12 protein-coding genes are annotated in these 15,597 nt (G+C 72.1%); 7 read left to right on the top strand and 5 right to left on the bottom strand.

Annotation, left to right across the window (positions count from 1 at the left end; all coding sequences use genetic code 11):
• Window positions 1-107: 107 nt before the first annotated feature.
• Window positions 108-398, bottom strand: coding sequence for a hypothetical protein (locus tag ND747_RS25515; protein WP_251736734.1), 291 nt, complete (start codon window positions 396-398; stop codon window positions 108-110).
• 162 nt (window positions 399-560) lie between these two features.
• Between ND747_RS25515 and ND747_RS25520 the strand changes: the two genes are divergently transcribed.
• The 3 genes from ND747_RS25520 (at window position 561) to ND747_RS29935 (ending at window position 4,105) form a co-directional block, all read left to right on the top strand.
• A complete protein-coding gene (locus ND747_RS25520; protein ID WP_251736735.1) occupies window positions 561-1,286 on the top strand; it encodes a methyltransferase in 726 nt (241 codons plus the stop codon).
• Window positions 1,283-2,386 (top strand): iron-containing redox enzyme family protein, encoded by a 1,104-nt coding sequence (locus ND747_RS25525; RefSeq protein WP_251736736.1) that lies wholly within the window; start codon window positions 1,283-1,285, stop codon window positions 2,384-2,386. Before ND747_RS25520 ends, ND747_RS25525 begins: the two co-directional genes overlap by 4 nt.
• 186 nt (window positions 2,387-2,572) lie before the next feature.
• Window positions 2,573-4,105 carry a substrate-binding domain-containing protein gene (locus tag ND747_RS29935; protein ID WP_251736737.1) on the top strand — a complete coding sequence of 511 codons (1,533 nt, stop codon included), beginning with the start codon at window positions 2,573-2,575 and terminating at the stop codon, window positions 4,103-4,105.
• On the opposite strand, the gene ND747_RS25535 is transcribed toward ND747_RS29935, so the two are convergent.
• The 3 genes from ND747_RS25535 to htpG all read right to left on the bottom strand — a co-directional run bounded on the left by ND747_RS25535 (window position 4,069) and on the right by htpG (window position 8,721).
• Window positions 4,069-5,097, bottom strand: a complete 1,029-nt coding sequence (locus ND747_RS25535; RefSeq protein ID WP_251736738.1) for a hypothetical protein — start codon at window positions 5,095-5,097, stop codon at window positions 4,069-4,071. The genes ND747_RS29935 and ND747_RS25535 overlap by 37 nt on opposite strands.
• Entirely contained in the window at window positions 5,090-6,538 is a 1,449-nt protein-coding gene (locus ND747_RS25540) for an aldehyde dehydrogenase (RefSeq protein WP_251736739.1), read from the bottom strand. Before ND747_RS25540 ends, ND747_RS25535 begins: the two co-directional genes overlap by 8 nt.
• 188 nt (window positions 6,539-6,726) lie before the next feature.
• Window positions 6,727-8,721, bottom strand: coding sequence for a molecular chaperone HtpG (gene htpG / locus ND747_RS25545; protein ID WP_251736740.1), 1,995 nt, complete (start codon window positions 8,719-8,721; stop codon window positions 6,727-6,729).
• A 407-nt stretch (window positions 8,722-9,128) separates the two neighbouring features.
• On the opposite strand from htpG, the gene ND747_RS25550 reads away from it, so the two are divergent.
• The 3 genes from ND747_RS25550 to ND747_RS25560 all read left to right on the top strand — a co-directional run bounded on the left by ND747_RS25550 (window position 9,129) and on the right by ND747_RS25560 (window position 13,961).
• On the top strand, window positions 9,129-10,901 hold the full coding sequence (locus ND747_RS25550; RefSeq protein WP_251736741.1) for an ABC-F family ATP-binding cassette domain-containing protein: 1,773 nt from the start codon (window positions 9,129-9,131) through the stop codon (window positions 10,899-10,901).
• Between the two features lie 403 nt (window positions 10,902-11,304).
• Complete coding sequence (locus ND747_RS25555; RefSeq protein WP_251736742.1) at window positions 11,305-12,534, top strand: terpene synthase family protein; 1,230 nt, start codon at window positions 11,305-11,307, stop codon at window positions 12,532-12,534.
• A gap of 8 nt (window positions 12,535-12,542) precedes the next feature.
• A complete protein-coding gene (locus ND747_RS25560; RefSeq protein WP_251736743.1) occupies window positions 12,543-13,961 on the top strand; it encodes a cytochrome P450 in 1,419 nt (472 codons plus the stop codon).
• Here ND747_RS25560 and ND747_RS25565 read toward each other — a convergent pair.
• Window positions 13,928-14,536 (bottom strand): TetR/AcrR family transcriptional regulator, encoded by a 609-nt coding sequence (locus ND747_RS25565; protein ID WP_251736744.1) that lies wholly within the window; start codon window positions 14,534-14,536, stop codon window positions 13,928-13,930. The two genes, ND747_RS25560 and ND747_RS25565, sit on opposite strands and share 34 nt — an antisense overlap.
• Before the next feature lie 101 nt (window positions 14,537-14,637).
• Here ND747_RS25565 and ND747_RS25570 point away from each other — a divergent pair, with 101 nt between their 5' ends.
• The gene (locus ND747_RS25570; protein ID WP_251736745.1) at window positions 14,638-15,588 is read left to right on the top strand and encodes an SDR family NAD(P)-dependent oxidoreductase; all 951 of its coding nucleotides are present in this window, start codon (window positions 14,638-14,640) and stop codon (window positions 15,586-15,588) included.
• The last annotated feature ends 9 nt before the right edge of the window (window positions 15,589-15,597 follow it).

Here is a 15,597-nt window from a genome sequence, read left to right on the forward strand (position 1 = left end):
GGCGAGGGCCGCGCCGCGGGCCCGGCGGCACTGCCGGCAGGCGGTCACGCTGATCATCGGGACGAGTCGACCACCGCCGCGGCCATGGTTCGCCCGGCCGCCCGCACTCACGGGGCGCCCACCCGACCGCTGCCGCCGCACACCACGCAGCGCACGACCGCGTTCCCGAGGAAGCGTCCGTCCTCGTCGACCTCCTGGCGGCCGGACTCGATCTCGCCCTTGCCGTTGCAGGCCGAGCAGTCCCCGAACTCGACGGGATGGTCCCCGGTGTCCCCGCCGGCCTTGCGCCGGTGGCGGTCACCGTCGTCGCGGACCACCGGCGGGCTGCCGCCGCGCTTCGTGCCCCCGCGGCCGGACGACGCCCCACCGTCGGTGTTCCCGCGCCGGTTCCAGACCATGGCCGCACAGTAGCCGCGCGGCAACCAAAACGGATCCCGGCCACACCGGACCTGTTAGCGAAACGCCAGGCCATGACCGATTCACCCGCATATCGGCCGAGGCTGCCGGTCAGCGACGGCGACTCGAAGACTTCCTGCGCGAAAAGCGGGGAGACGACAGATATGACGTTCTACGATCCGGTCGAGTCCAGCTTCTACGCGTCCTGTGTGGAGAAGGTGCTGTCCTCGGCGCCGCTGCGTGCACACACCGCTGCCGGTGTGGTGGAGCTTGGCGCCGGCAGCGGTGTGCCGGTGATCGAGGCTGCGGAGCGGGTCGGGCCCACGGTCCGGGTGCGCGGCTTCGAACATGATCTGGAGTCCTACTACCTGGCCCGCCGGCTGGTGGACGGCGCCGAGACCGCCACCTACACCGTCGAGTTCGGTGACTTCTTCACCTATGCGGCGATCGCGAAAGAACGGTGTGTGATCGCCAATCCACCGTACCTGCCGAGCCGGTCGGCCCGCCCCGGTGAACCGGATCTGTACGGTGGGCCGAGCGGCGCCGAGGTCACCGACCGTATTCTCGCCGGTCCGTTCGACCTGGCGATGCTCATGGTCGCCTCGATCGCCGACCCGCTGGCGGTGCTCGCACAGGCGACCCGCCACGGCTACCAGATCGTCGACTGGACGGTCCGCCCGATCCGCTTCGGCGCCTACTGCCGGGAGCCGGCGGTGTGGCGGCGGTTGCAGGCGCTGGCCGCGGACGGCCAGGCCTTCTTCCACCCGCAGGAGTACATGCTCGCCGGTATCACCTGGCTGCGCGCACCACTCGCCGACGATCTGCCGCAGGCGGATCCGGCCGTCCTGGCCGGCGTCCTGACCTCGGGCGCCCGGGAGGTCGCCGCATGAGCGGCACCGCTGCCCTCGCCGATCCGCGCGGCACGGGTTACGGTGCCGGGCCGAACCCCGCCGAGCTCCTTCCGGGGCCGTTGCCGACTCCGCGGGGCAGCCTCAGCGACTACCTGAACACCGTCCTGCGCCGGCCACCGCACCCGTTGTCCCACCCCCCGGCCCCCGACGACGACGCCCTGTTCGGCGAGGACGCGTCGTTGGCGCTGTACTGCCTGTACGAGCTGCACTACCGGGGGTTCCGGCAGGTGTCGGACGGCTGGGAGTGGGAGCCGTCCCTGCTGGGGGTGCGCCGGGACCTGGAGGACGCCTTCGCCGCCCGGCTGCGGCAGGAGATCGCCGCCGGCCAGGACGGCCGGTCTGGACCACCTGGGCCGGCCGGGCCGGCCGGAGCCGACGGCGCGGGCATCGGCGCGGCGCTGTGGGAGCTGGTCGAGGCGCCCGGTGGTCCGTCGCTGTCGCGCTACCTGGCCGAGCGCGGGACCCTGGAGCAGTTCCGCGAGTTCGCCATCCACCGTTCACTGCTGCAGCTCAAGGAGGCCGACCCGCACACCTGGGCGCTGCCCCGGCTGACCGGTGCGGCGAAGGCCGCGCTCGTGCAGATCCAGGCGGACGAGTACGGCGACGGGATCGAACGGGCCATGCACCAGACGCTGTTCGGGTTGACCCTGCGCGGCCTGGGCCTCGACCCGTCCTATGGCGCCTACCTCGACCGGGTGCCGGCGACGACGATCGCCACCGTGAACCTGCCGTCCTACCTGGGGCTGCACCGGGCACACCGGGCGGCGCTGGTCGGCCACCTGGCCGTGTTCGAGATGACCTCGGTCGGACCGATGAGCGCCTACAGCGCGGCGCTGCGCCGCCACGGTCTGCCCGCGCCGGCCCGGCTGTTCTTCGACGCGCACGTCGTCGCCGACGCCCACCACCAGACGCTCGCGGCCGACGCGCTCGCCGGCGGGCTGATCCGCGCCGAACCGCACCTGGCCGACGACCTGCTCTTCGGCGCCCGTGCCGCGATCACCCTGGAGGACCAGGCCGCCCGCGAGATCCACGCCGCCTGGGCGGCCGGACGATCGTCGCTGCACCCACCGGCGGTCTGACGCCCTCGCCGGCAGTCGCAGGCCACGGTGGACGACGCCGCCCACCGGTAATGAACATGCGGGGACAAGCCGACGAAGAGCCGGTGCTCCGCCGGGATGGCGCGGCGTTTTGTCGGAGGTACGCCTTACTGTCACGGAACATCCGCCGTTCTGGGCGGGCCTGCAGGGGTCAGAGGTGGGCGAACCGTGACGGGCTGGTTGAGCGCCGGCAACATCGTCGCCGTGGTCACCACGGCGCTCGGCATCGGCGCGTCGGTCGGGGCGGTCTGGTATGAGCGGCGTCCCCGCCGACGGCAGATCGGCTACCGGGTGCAGATGGCGATCCGGGTCGGCGGGGGCAGCCGGGGTGGGCGCAGCCAGGCGATCTTCGGCCAGTTCACGAACCTGCCCGGCAGCTCGGACGCCACCCTCGTCCTGCTGCGCATCGAGAACTACGGCGCGCGGAGCATCACCGAGGCCGACTACACCAACAACGGCCCGCACGGCCTGACCGTCGACGTCGCCGATCTCGCCGTGCGCAGCGTCGTGGTCATCCCCGAACCGGACGAGCTGCACCTGCTCGGCCACTTCGCCGACCCGGACAGCATCCGCTACCACGACAACCTGCTCCACCTACCCCGCGTGCCACTCAACCCCGGCCAGCACTACAAGCTGCTGATCCTGCTCGCCGGCGGTGGCGCCGGGGGCAACCTGCACGTGCGCGGCGGCATCCGCGACGGCGGCATCGTGGAGACCGAGTCCATCTCGGTGGACGACAAACCGCCGCGGTTCAGCCGCCCCGCCCGGCTGGTCATGGTCATGCTCACCGCCTGCGTGGTGGCGCTGGCGGCGATCATCCTCATTCCGGGTGACGACGACGGGCGCGGCCGGGTCGGCTGTGTGGGCGGGCAGCTCACGCTCACGGGGTCCACGGCCTTCGCCCCGATCGTGCGGGCCGCGGCGGAGCGCTACCAGCGGGACTGCCCCGGTTCGACGATCACGTCGGACGCCCGGGGCAGCGAGGCCGGCCTGCGCGAGCTGACCGCCTCCGGCGACCCGCGCACCGATCTGATCGCCTTCTCCGACGGCCGGGTGCAGACCGGCGCGAGCCCGCGGCTGTGGGGGCAGGCCGTCGCCCTGTCGGTGTTCGCGCTGGTGGTGAACAACCATCTGACGGTGACGAACCTGGCCTCCGAACAGATCCGCGGGCTCTACACCGCCGATCCGGCCGGCCGGATCGGCGACTGGGCCCGGATCAGCCCCCGCGACCCCGTGCCCGTGCAGGCCCTGAGCCGCACCGGCGACTCGGGTACCCGCCAGGCGTTCGACGCGCTGTTCCTCGGCGGCGACACGGAGCCGGCCACCAGCTCACCGGGTGGCTGCCTCGGCGACGGGGTGGCTGGCGCGATGGCGGCGTACTGCCAGCTGGCCAGCAGCGCGGAGGTCGCGGGCCGGGTCGCGGCGCTGCCGGGTGCGGTCGGTTACGTCGATCTGCGGGCCGCCCGCCACACCCCGAACGTGCACCCGGTGTCGATCGACGGCCACGCACCGTCCATCCATGACAGCGGGTACCGCTTCACCGAGATCGAGTACGCCTACACCGACGGCAAACCGGCACCCGGCGGCCTCGCCGACGCCTTCCTGAGCTACCTGATCACCGGTCCCGGCCGCAGCAACCTCGTCACCGACGACGACCAGCCCTGCTACACCCCCGACAACCTGCCCCGCTGCCGAGGCTGAGGCGCGACGGCGGCTTCGCCGGGAGTGTCTGGCGCGCTGGCGCCGGCTGTCTCGCTGGTGCTGTCGGCGCCGGCGGCCAGCAGGGCGCGCAGCCGGCAGCGTTCGGCGAAGGCGAGGGCCGCCAGGTGGTAGGGGCGGGCGGCCCAGCCGAGGCTGATGTTGTGGCTGGCGTCGGCCAGCAGGCACGTCTCGACGACCGGCGCCGCGGTGAACAGCCCGCCGATGCCGGCGAGCTCGGCCTCGTCGGCGATCCACCACTGCTCGTACTCGGCCATCGTGATCCGCACCGGAACCTGGATCCGGCTGGCCAACGCCGGAAACGACGGCGGCCAGGTATGGATCTCCGCGGTCTCGCCCTTCGCCGAGGGCTCGAGGAAGGTCCGCCGCCCCCGCAGGGTGTCGGCGGGAAACAGCTCGGGCGCCCCCCAGAACACCTCCATCGCCTGGGCCAGGGTCGCCGGCGGGGGGACGTCGGGATGGATACCGAACCGCCGTGGCTGGTAGTGCCGGCCGACCCCGGAACCCTCCAGCCCGAGCAGCTGCCCGCCACGGTCGGCCCGAGCGGCGTCGGCAGCCTGGGCGGCCAGGTGAATGGCCAGCTTGAAGCCGTTGGAATGGGCGACCAGGACGAACCCGGCGCCGACGTCCTGGGTGGCCGCGAAGCCGGCCAGGCCGGCGCGGGCGATCCTGGCCTGGGCGACGAAGTTCTGGTCCGCCTCGGCGAGGGCGGCGCTGGCCCGGTAGCCGGGGCGGTCCAGCGCCAGCACGTTCCAGCCGGCGGCGGCGCCGATCGTCAGCAGCGACAGTTCCGGCGCCGCCCCACCGTGGAAGTAGTGGGCGTTCATCCCGCCGCCGTGCAGGGCGACGATCGTCCCCCGCGGCTGCGCCACCTGCGCGAGCAGCCCCGAGAGGCGATGGCGCCCCGCGTCCAGCAGGACCGGTCGGACGTCGTCGGACCCCCGCGCCGGAGCCTGCGGCCCGGGTTCAGCCACGGGCACTGGCCGGCAGGGTGATCGTCTTCGGTTCGAGGTAGGCGGCGAGTCCCTCCGGACCGAGCTCACGGCCGAGACCGGACTGCTTCGTCCCGCCGAACGGCGCCGCCGGGTCCAGCGAGATGCCGTTCACGCCGAAGGTGCCGGTGCGGATGCGGCGGGCGATCTCCACGCCGCGGTCGAGGTCCTCGGTCCACACCGTGCCGTAGAGGCCGAACTCGGTGGAGTTCGCGATGGCCACGGCCTCGTCGACGTCCTGGTAGGGCAGGAACGCCACGACCGGACCGAAGATCTCCTCCTGAGCGATCCGCATCCCCGGGTCGACATCGCGGAACACCGTCGGCTCGACGTAGTAGCCCCGCTCGAGATGCTCGGGCCGGCCACCGCCGGTGACGACGGTCGCGCCCTCGTCGCGGCCGATGTCGATGTAGCCGAGCACCCGCTCGCGCTGGCGGGCGCTGATCAGCGGGCCGATGAACGTGCCGGGTTCGGCCGGGTCACCGACCGTCAGCTTGCGCACGTTCGCGGCGAAGATCTCCACCGCCTCGTCGTAGCGGTCCGCGGGTACCACCATCCGCGACTGGGCGACGCAGAACTGCCCGCTCTGGAACAGGCTCACCGTCACCAGCCGGGACAGCACCGCGGGAAGGTCCGCATCCGGCAGGACGATCGCCGCCGACTTGCCGCCGAGTTCGAGGGTGACCCGCTTGAGCTGACCACCGGCCAGCGACGCGATGCGTCGACCGATCGCGGTGCTGCCGGTGAACGCGACCTTGTCGATTCCGGGATGGGTCACCAGCGCCTCGCTGGACTCCGGCCCCGCGGCCAGCACGTTGAGCACACCCGGCGGCAACCCGACCTCGGCCACCGCCTCGGCGAGCAGGTAGGCGTTCAGCGGCGTCTCGGGGGCCGCCTTCAGGACCACCGTGCAGCCCGCGGCAAGAGCCGGCGCGACCTTCATCATCGCCAGGAAGAACGGGACGTTCCACGGGACGATCGCGGCGACCGTGCCCAGCGGTTCCTGCCGCACGATCGCCGGCGAGTACCGGCCCGCACGCGGCGTCTCGACCTCGAAGGTCGCCGCGAGCTCGGTGTAGTAACGCAGCACGTCAAGCCCGTTGTCGACCTGCGCCGCGCGGGCGAACGCAGCCGGGACACCGTTCTCCGCGGAGATCGTCCGGGCCAGCTCGTCGCCCCGCTTGACCAGCTGCTCGAGCAGCTCGCCCAGTACCTGTGCGCGCTGCGCCGGGCTCAGCCGCGGCCACGGGCCGGTGTCGAACGCCCGCCGCGCGGCCGCCACCGCCGCGTTCACGTCCTCGAGACCGGCGTCCGGAACCCGGCCGATCACCTCTTCGGTGCTGGGTGACAGGACCTCGAGCTGGCGCTGTGAGGTCGACGGAATCCACTGGCCATCGACAAAAATATCACCGCTTGTGTGCACGTCGGCACACCTCCCCAGTCTCAGGCCCCAGATCCGACAACACCCAGGACAAAAACTAGCCGATGTCGCATCGACCGTCGATTTCCGCGGCCTGTCGCAGGTCCTCGTCCCGACCGCGGCACCCGGCCCTCGGATCCTCCGCGCGGCGGGGACCCGCCCGGCGTCATCCGAGGGCCGTTGGCCACGACTTACAGGGCGCTGGCCAGCCGACCGGCGAGCAGACGGGTGAAGCGGGACGGGTCGCGCAGGTCGCCGCCCTCGGCCAGCAGCGCCAGGTCGTAGAGCAGATCCGTCGTCTCGGTGAGCGCGGCGGCGGCGGCGTCCTGCTCGTGGGCCCGGCGCAGACCGACGACCAGCGGATGGGTGGGGTTGAGCTCGAGGATGCGCTTGGCATGCGGCACCGGCTGGCCCATCGAGCGGTACATCCGCTCGAGCGCGGGCGTCATGTCGAAGCTGTCACCGACGACGCACGCCGGCGAGGTGGTCAGCCGCGACGACAGCCGCACCTCCTTGACCTCGTCGCGCAGCCGCTCACCGAGCCATGCCAGCAGCGGCGCGAAGTCCTTGCGCTGCTGTTCCCGCTCGCCTTCGGCGTCCTTCCTCTCCTCGTCGGTGTCGAGGTCCACCTGGCCCTTGGCAATGGACTGCAGCGGCTTGTCGGCGAACCGGCCGACCCGCTCGACCCACACCTCGTCGACCGGGTCGGTCAGGATCAGCACCTCGTAGCCGCGCGCCGCGAACGCCTCCATGTGCGGGGAGTTCTCCAGGGTTGCCCGCGAGTCGCCGGTCACGTAGTAGATCTCGGACTGGCCCTCCTTCATCCGGTCGACATAGGCGCGCAGCGTCGTCGGCTGCTCCGGGTCATGCGTGGACGCGGCGGAGACGATCTCGAGGATCGCCTCGCTGTCCTCGGCCGCGTCGAGCAGACCCTCCTTGACCGCGGCGCCGAACTCCGCCCAGAAGGTGCGGTACTTCTCGGTGTCGTTGTCGAGCAGGTTCTTCAGGGTGGCCAGCACCTTGCGCACCAGCCGGCGGCGGACCTGCTGAATCCGGCGGTCCTGCTGCAGGATTTCCCGGGAGATGTTCAGCGACAGGTCGCGGGCGTCGACGACACCCTTGACGAACCGCAGATAGTTCGGCAGCAGTGCCTCGCAGTCGTCCATGATGAACACCCGCTTGACGTACAGCTGGACGCCGCGACGCGCGTCGCGGGTGTAGAGGTCCAGCGGCGCGCGGGAGGGGATGAACAGCAGCGCCTCGTATTCGAAGGTGCCCTCACCCTTCATCTGGACGACCTCGAGCGGATCGCTCCAGTCGTGGCTCAGATGCCGGTAGAGCTCGTTGTACTCGGCCTGGTCGACCTCGTCCCGCGGGCGGGCCCACAGCGCCTTGCGCGAGTTCAACGTCTCGATCTCGACCGTCGTCGCCGTGGCCGCGCCGGACTCCCCGGCCTCGGCGGTGGCATCGGCCTCGTCGGCGTCGTCGGTGGCATCAGCATCGACGATCGGCGCGGGACGCTCCACCGCCATCCGGATCGGCCAGGCGATGAAGTCGGAGTACTTCTTGACGATCTCGCGGATCTTGCGGTCGTCGGTGTAGTCGAACAGCCGGTCCTCGGCGTCCTCGGCCTTGAGGTGCACCGTGACCGCGGTTCCGCGCGGTGCGTCGGCCACGTCCTCGATGGTGTAGGAACCCTCGCCGCTGGACTCCCACCGGGTGCCGGTCTGCTCGCCCGCCCGCCGGGTCACCAGGCTGACCCGGTCCGCCACCATGAACGTCGCGTAGAAACCGACGCCGAACTGGCCGATCAGGTCCGCCGAGGCCGTCGTGTCACCGGCCGCCCGCGCCTCGGACAGCGAGCGCAGCAGCTCGGCGGTGCCCGAGCGGGCGATCGTGCCGATCAGGCTGACCACGTCGGTGCGGGACATGCCGATCCCGTTGTCGCGCACCGTCAGGGTGCGCGCCTCCCGGTCGACCTCGAGGTCGATGTGCAGGTCGGAGGTGTCGACCCGGAGCTGCTGGTCGGTCAGCGACGCCAGCCGCAGCTTGTCGAGCGCGTCGGACGCGTTGGAGATCAGCTCCCGCAGGAACACGTCCTTGTCGGAATAGATCGAGTGCACCATCAGCCGCAGCAGCTGGCGCGCCTCCGCCTGGAATTCCAGCGTCTCGACGCGGGTGGTCACGGAGTTCCTCCATACGAATTCAGGTGAACAGGGCTGCGAACACCAGGCATCCGCCACGCTGCATCCGCGGCGAAAATCATACCTATCCCGGCCGATCCACTCCCGGCCGATCCACTCCCGGCCGATCCGCTGTCCGCCACCGCACGACTGGTCCGCATCGCGCCGTCCGCAGCCGGCCCCCGCACCCTGCCACCCGCGCTCGGTGGGTCGAGGCCGCTACGCCTCGGACGTGTCCGGTCGGCTCGGACGGACGTCCGATCGGAAACTCCGTTGCCGAGCCGCCCGCGGTGTGGCAGGTTCAGTGCCGCACCCGTCCCCGGACGAAACGAGTTGTCGATGCTCCGCTGAGGCGCCGACCTGACGGCCCGCCGTGGCCGTCCCGCCTGGTACCGCCTCGGAGGACACGTATGTCCACCCAGCTCACCCTGGATGGCGTCAGCAAGTCGTATGATCATCGCCCGGTGCTGCGGGACGTCCGCTGCTCCCTGCCGCCCGGCGGTTGCACCGGGATCATCGGCGAGAACGGTGCCGGCAAGAGCACCGTGCTGCGGTTGCTCGCCGGCTGCGAGCAGCCCGACGAGGGGCGGGTGGTCGTCGCCGCGGACGCCGGCGTCGGGTACCTGCCGCAGGAGGCGGCGTTCCCGGCACGCTGGACGGTCGGCGATGCCGTCGACGACGCGCTCGCGGAACTGCGCACACTGGCGGCCCGGCTGCACGAGCTCGAGGCCGTGATGTCCGGCTCGCGCGGGCCACTCGACGCGGCCCGCTCGGCCGAGGTTCTGGACGAGTACGGCACGTTGCTGACCGTGTTCGATCTCCGGGGCGGCTATGACGCCGACGCCCGGGTCGAGCGGGTGCTGCACGGTGTGGGGCTCGCCGGGCTGCGGCGACCACGGGCGCTCGCGACGCTGTCCGGCGGACAGCAGGCCCGACTGCGACTCGCCTGTGTGCTGGTGGCCGGCCGGGAGGTGCTGCTGCTCGACGAGCCCACCAACCATCTCGACGACGACGCGCTGAACTGGCTGGCCACGCACCTGCGCGCCCGGTCGGGAACGACGGCGCTGGTCTCCCATGACCGCGTGTTCCTCGAGGCGGTCGCCGACACCCTTGTCGAAGTGGACGCGGCCACCCTCGGGCTGTCCCGCTACGGCAACGGCTACGCGGGGTATCTCCAGGCCCGCACCGCCGCCCGGGCCCGCCAGGCCCAGGCCCACGCCGACTGGCAGGCCGCGGTGGACCGGCAACGGGAGGCGACGGCGACCACGGCCCGCCGGGTGTCCCCGCACCGGGCGGCCACCGACCGCAACAAGATGTCCTACGGTCTGGCCGGCGACCGGGTCCAGCAGGCGGTCGCGAGCCGGGTGCGCAACGCCGAGGAACGCCTGCGCCGCCTGCTGGACCACCCCGTCGCCGCACCCCCCGAGCCCCTGCGCTTCGCCCTGCCGGCCCGCCGGCCCCCGGCCGGTCACGGCGACCCGACCAGCTCCGCCGATCCGACCAGCTCTGCCGATCCGACCAGCTCCGGCGGTCCGACCGGCTCGTCCGGGATGGTGCTGAGCGCGGTGGACGTGGAGATCTCCGGACGGCTGCCCGCGGTGTCACTGACCGTCGGCGCCGGGGATCGACTGCTGGTGGACGGCCCGAACGGGGCCGGCAAGACCACCCTGCTGCGCGTGCTGGCCGGCGACCTCGCCGCCGACCGGGGCGAGATCACCCGCCGGGCCACGATCGCCCATCTCCCCCAGCAGATCCCCGTCACCCGTCCCAACCGCACCCTGCTGGCCGCCTTCGCCCACGGCCGCGCCGCGATGAACCGTCGCGCCGCCCGGGACGACCGCGCCACGGTGGACGGCGGACGGGTCGAGGTACGCGCCGAGGACGCGCAGGCGCTGCTGGCGTTCGGGCTGTTCACCCGCGACCAGCTCCTGGTGCCACTGGGACGGGCCTCGGCCGGCCAGCGGCAACGGCTGGCGCTGGCCCTGGTGCTCGATGCCGATGCCGACGTCCTGCTGCTCGACGAGCCCACCAACCATCTGTCCCTGGCCCTCGTCGACGAACTCGAGACCGCCCTCGACGGCTTTGCGGGCGCGATCGTGCTGGTCAGCCACGACCGGTGGATCCGCCGGCACTGGCGCGGCGAGCGCCTCACCCTGACCGACCACACACGACGACCCGGGTAGGCAGATCTTGCTGTCGAGCTGGTGGCGAGACGTAACGATCACGGAGTTTGTGGTCTGCATCGGACTCGGCACCAGCCGCCGTCGCGGGGCGCGCACGGAGGACGTCCGCCCCGGTCTGTGAGTCGGCTCGCAGTATGCGGAAGATGGCGCCAGAACGCGGCCGTCGTGCCACTCCGACCGGTCACTCACCCAAACCCATCCAGGCCACATCGGTTGACAGCGGTGAGCGTGCTACCTAATGTTTTCCCTGTTTCCCCACCTGTTCCCGTCTCACGCCCCCATCTCACGGCCAGCCCTGACTGGATCGGCTCCGGATATCAGTGTCCGATGATCGGGTCCCGGCGCTCGACGTCTGGCGGCGGCCCCGTCCGCCGCCGCCGAGACGCCAAGAAACGAGGAGCAGATGGAATCGGCCTCGCCGTCCGGTCCGGTGCGCGAGTTCTTTCTTCCCGAGCTTCCCCGGTCGCTGCCGTGGCGGTACCATCCGAAGGCCGCGCAGATCGAGTTCGCGTCCAACGGATGGGTGCGCGAGCACCTGGCCGACTGCTTTCCCAGCGAATCCGAACTACTTTTCTTCCTGCGTCAGCGCAATGGTATTTACGGCCCGCTCACGGTGCCGGACGCGGACGAACAGCGCGCCCGGGACGTCGCCGACTGGTATCAGTTCGTCACGGTCATCGACACGTTCGTGTCCGACCGGACCGGCCTCGGCGCAAGCCTCGAGGAGGCCCGGGCCGTGTTCGCCGCCATCGTCCGCGACTTCATCCCCGACCAGCCACGTCCCGACGGACGTCCCGGTGGCGAGGTGGAGGCCGAGCGGGTGCGGGTGGATCAGGTCGCCTACGGGCGGGCCGCACGCGACCTGTGGCAGCGGATCAGCACGGGGCTCAGCCGCGCCCAGACCCAGCGTCTCGTCGCCGCCCTCGCCGCGTTCCTGCGCGGGTGTGCCACCGAGATCGACGCGAAGCTCGCCGGCACGGTGCCCGACTACGAGACCTGTCTGGCCGTCCGGCTGGACAGTTTCGGCTGCGATTTCATCGAGCTGATGACCGAATACGGCGCCGGGGTGGATCTCAGTGACGTCCGCACCGAGCTCGCCGAGGTCCACGACCACTGCCGGCGCCAGATGATCATCGTCAATGATCTGCTGTCCTGGCGCAAGGAGCACGCCCAGAACGACCCGATGACCGTGGTGCGCGTGCTGGTCGAACACGACGGCCTGGCGCTGCAGACCGCGGTCGACCGGCTGTGCACGCTGGTCGACCGGCACGAGCGGGAGTACGCCCGGGCCCGCGACGCGCTGCTGGCCGGCCCGCTCGGCGCCCGTGCCGACGTCCGCCGCTATCTCGGCGCCGTGGACCTGCTCATCGGCGGCAGCCAGGAGTTCGAGTACCTCACCCCACGCTACTTCGGCGACGGTTTCGTCTGGGACGGCGCGACCTCCGGCTGGGTCGACCTGCACGCCCCGGTCACCCGGCTGCGTCCGCATCCACTGCCCACCCCGGAACCTGCTCCGTCTCAGGAACCGCTGGTATCCCAGGAACCGCTGGTGTCGCGTCAGGTCCTGCCGTCCGAGGAGCCGCCCGGCGCTCTCGGACGCTCGACTGGCGGAGCACCCGCCGGCAGCCGTTAGGTGATGCTGTGGTGACTGCCAGCGAGACCGCCGTCCGGCCCGGGCGTGGGCACCCGCGGACCGGTTCGTACACGTTTGCCGTGGCCCGGGGGCGGGTTCCCGGGCTTGGTCATGCGCCGGCGCTGATGCGTCGGCCGTTGGACTTCCTCGCCGGCCTGCCCGCCCAGGGTGATCTGGTGGAGATCGACCTCGGACCGCGCCGGGCCTACCTGGCGTGCCATCCGGACCTGGTCGCCGAGGTGCTGGTCCGCTCCCGGGTCTACGACAAGGGTGGGCCGCTGTTCGACAAGGTGCGTCTGCTCATCGGGGACGGCCTGGTCAGTGCGCCGTGGGAGGTGCACCGTCGGCTGCGCCGGCTGATGCAGCCGGCCTTCCACTCCGGGCGGCAGGACGGCTACCTGCAGCTGATGGCCGAGGAGATCGACCGGGTGCTGGCCACCTGGCACGAGGGCGAGGCGCTCGACGTCAACGAGGCACTGCACGCCCTCACCCTGCGGATCACCGCCCGCACGATGTTCGCCACCGACGTCGCCGAGTCCCGGATCCTGGCCGAGGTCGCCGCGTGCATGCCGATCATCATGCGCGGGGTCTACCAGCGCACGGTCGCCCCGGTCGACTGGTGGGAGAAGCTCCCGCTGCCGGCGAACCGCCGCTTCGACGAGGTCCGCCAGCGGATGCTCGCCGTCATCGGTGAGACGATCGAGCTGCAGCGCCGCGACGCCACCGACCATGGTGACCTGCTGTCCATCCTCGTCGCCGCGCGGGACGGAGACGGCAGCGGGGACGGCGCCGGGCAGCTGACCGACGCCGAGGTGTTCGACCAGGTCATGACGCTACTCATCGGCGGTACCGAGACCACGGCGAACGCGATCGTGTGGGTGCTGCACGTCCTGGCGCACCACCCGCAGATCGAGGCCCGGGTGCATGCCGAGATCGCCGACGTCCTCGAGCGCTCGGGCGGCCGGACGCCCGGTGTCGCCGACCTGCCCGCGCTGGGCTACACCGCCCGCGTCCTGCACGAGACGCTGCGGCTCTATCCGCCGGCCTGGGTGCTCACCCGGCTGACCACCGAGGACACCGAGCTCGGCGGACGGCACCTGCCCCGCAACACGATCGTCCTCTACAGCCCGTACGCGATGGGCCACGACGGCGCCCTGTTCGAGGACCCGGAGCACTTCGATCCCGACCGCTGGCTGCCCGAGCGGGCCCAGCAGATTCCGCCCGGTGCGTTCACCGTGTTCGGCGGGGGCAGCCGCAAGTGCATCGGCGACACGTTCGGCCTGGCCGAGGCGACCCTGACCATCGCGAACATCGCCCACCGTTTCTGGCTGCGCCCCACCCCCGGCGCCCGCCCGCACACCGCGATTCCCCGGGCGTCGCTGGGCACCGGCCCCTACCCGATGGTTCCCTGGCTGCGACGTCCGTAGCGCGGCTCCCCCGCGGCGGCCGGGCGCAGCGCGGCGAGGAACAGGTCGAGCAGGCGGGCGGCCTGGTCGCGGTCCTGGCGGTCGGCGGCGGCCAGGCAGATCCCGGACAGGGCGACGAGCACGTCGTCCGGGTCGACGTCGACCCGTAGTTCGGCCGCCGCCCCGCCGGCCCGCAGCAGGGTGGCGAGTGCGGTCGTCAGCCGCTGCCGGCTGCGCTCGAACGGATTGCCGCCGGAGGCGACCAGCGCCCGCAGCGCCGGCCCCATCCCCCGCTTGGTCGCCAGGTAGTCGAAGAACCGGTCCATCCAGGCCCGCAGCGCCGCGGCGGGCGCCAGTGTCGCGAGCAGATCGTCGACACAGTCGCAGAGACGGTCGAGCTCGCCCTGGTAGGCGGCGTCCACCAGGGCCTCGCGGGTGGGGAAGTGCCGGTAGAGGGTGCCGATGCCCACGCCGGCCTCCCGCGCGACCGCCTCCAGCGGCACGTCCGGCCCGTCCTGCGACAGCACCCGGACGGCCACCTCCAACAGGCGCTGCCGGTTGCGCCGCGCGTCGGCGCGCAGCGGACGTGCCGTCATGTCCACCTCCCGGGAATTTTTCCGGAGGGACCTCCGGTTATGACCGATCGAAGTGGAGGAGCCTCCGCTTGATGCTACCGATCTTCTGGAGGAAACGTCCCATGAGCGACCGGATCACGACGCCGTTCGGTGCCGAGTCGACCGCCGCCGAGGTGATCGCGGGCACCGACCTGACCGGGCGACGCGCGATCGTCACCGGTGGCGCCTCGGGCATCGGCATCGAGACGGCCCGGGCTCTGGCCGGCGCCGGAGCGGAGGTGACCCTGGCCGTGCGCGATGTCGCCGCCGGTGAGCGGGTGGCCGCCGAGCTGAAGGCCGAGGTGGCGGTCCAGGTCCGCCGGCTGGACCTCGCCGAACCGGCCAGCGTCGCCGGCTTCGTCGCCGACTGGGCCGGCCCGTTGGACATACTGGTCAACAACGCCGGCGTCATGGCCTCGCCGCCGCGGCGCACCTCACAGGGCTTCGAGCTGCAGTTCGCCACCAACCACCTCGGCCACTTCGCCCTGGCCACCGGCCTGCACCCGGCGCTGGCGGCCGCGGCCGCGGCGACCGGCGAGGCGCGGGTGGTGTCGGTGAGCTCCAGCGCCCACCACCGCTCCCCCGTCGTGTTCGACGACATCCACTTCGAGCGCCGTCCGTACGAGCCATGGTCGGCCTACGGGCAGTCGAAGACCGCGAACGTGCTGTTCGCCGTCGAGGCCACCCGCCGGTGGGCGGGCGACGGCATCACCGTGAACGCGCTCATGCCCGGTGGCATCCGCACCAACCTGCAGCGCTACGTCACCGAGGAGGAACTCGCGCGGCTGCGGGCCGCCGCCGGGGCCGAGGGTGGCCCGCGGCTGCGGTGGAAGACCCCCGAGCAGGGTGCGGCCACCTCGGTCCTGCTGGCGACCTCCCCGCTGCTGGCCGGCATCGGCGGACGGTACTTCGAGGACTGCCACGAGGCCGAGGTCGGGGCGCTGTCCGCCCGCCACGGCGTCGCCGCCCACGCCCTCGACCCCGAGGCCGCTGCCCGCCTGTGGGACGTCTCCGTCGCCACCCTCGCCGGCTGATCCCGCCGG

Origin of the sequence: Frankia sp. R82 (genome assembly GCF_023716925.1) — a bacterium.
Classification (GTDB): domain Bacteria; phylum Actinomycetota; class Actinomycetes; order Frankiales; family Frankiaceae; genus Frankia.